Here is a 1466-nt window from a genome sequence, read left to right on the forward strand (position 1 = left end):
CCCCGCCGGCACTCCCCCGGACTCAGATCGGCCGGGTCCCGCTCCTGGAGACCCTCGAGCGCCACGGCGGCCAGCACGGCGGAGCGAACGGGACCGGGCAGCGCACCCCCGGCGGCCAGGTCCAGTTCGCCGGCGACCGTGCGCTCGGTCAGCACGGGGTGCTGCCCGATCCAGAGGGTGCGTTCCGTGTCGACTCCGGCGACCCGGCCGGTGGCCTCGGCGGCGTCCTGGCGCAGCAGGCCGGCCAGCAGACGCAGGACGGTGGACTTGCCGGTGCCGGAGGGCCCGGCCAGCGCGGTCAGGCGACCCGGGAGCGCGCTGAGGTCGAGCCCCCCGAGCACCTGCCGTCCGGCCAGCCGAACGCTCAGGTCCCGAATCACGACGCCGCCGTCCCGGTCCGGCCCGGAGGCCGGCCCGAGCGTGTCGAGCACGGGGGCCGGGACGGGGGCGTCGGCCGCGGCCCGGGCGCGGGACTCGGCCTCGCGGCCGTCCTCGGAGGCGTGGAAGGCCGCGCCGACCTCCCGCAGCGGCAGGTAGAGCTCGGCGGCGAGGATGAGGACCACCAGGCCGTCGAGAAGCGCCATCTGCCCGTTCACCAGGCGCAGTCCGATGAACACCGCCATGACGGCCACGGACAGGGAGGCGATCAGCTCGAGGGCGAGACCGGAGAGGAATGCGGTGCGCAGCGTGACCATCGTGGCCGCGTGGTGCCGCTGGGAGACCTCCTGCAGAGCGCGGCGCTGGACGCCGGCCCGGTGGAGTCCGACGAGCACCGGCAGGCCGCGGGCGAGCTCCAGCAGGTGCCCGGCCAGCCGGTCGAGCCCGTCCTGGGCGGCATCGATGCGCTCCTGGGTGTGGCGGCCCACCAGGATCATGAACAGGGGAACCAGGGGCAGGGTGATGGCGGCCACCACGGCGGAGACGAGGTCGTGGGTGAGGATCCACACGCCCAGGGCCGCCGGGACCACGGCGGTGGCGGCCAGCGCGGGCAGGGCTTCGGTGTAGTGGTCGTCCAGGCTCTTGAGGCCGTGGGTGACCAGGACGGCATCGGCGCCGGAACGGGGGCGTCCGCCGTCGGCGGCGGCCAGTCGTTGGGCGACGACGGCGGCCCGCACCTGCTGCTGGGCCCCCAGCGCGGCGCGGCGGCCCACCACGCGCTGCCCCGCCTCCGCCAGGGCACGCAGGGCCACCCCGGCCGCCCCGAGCAGCACGGGGCCGCTCAGGGTCTGCGCGGCGGGCACAGGGCCCACGGGGGCCGGCGGGTGGAACAGCAGGTCGAGCAGCCGGGCGGAGTCCTCGGGGTCCAGGGTCATCGCCAGGCCGGTGATCAGCCGGGCCAGGGATTCGGCGAGCAGGATCCAGCCGAGCGCGCGCAGCACGGCGAGGGCCAGCAGGGCCGGCAGGGCCCGAAGTGCGGCCGGGGTCATCGGGGGCCGGGCCCGACGGGTCGGGCCCGGAGGCGGCCC

At 77.0% G+C, this 1466-nt stretch carries 1 protein-coding gene; it reads right to left on the bottom strand.

Features of this window, described 5'->3' with window-relative positions:
* The coding region (locus HMPREF3105_RS11195) for an ABC transporter transmembrane domain-containing protein (protein ID WP_141762522.1) at positions 1-1466 on the bottom strand (1466 nt) is incomplete at both ends.

The organism is Micrococcus sp. HMSC31B01 (assembly GCF_001816085.1).
GTDB classification, from domain to species: Bacteria; Actinomycetota; Actinomycetes; order Actinomycetales; family Micrococcaceae; genus Micrococcus; species Micrococcus luteus.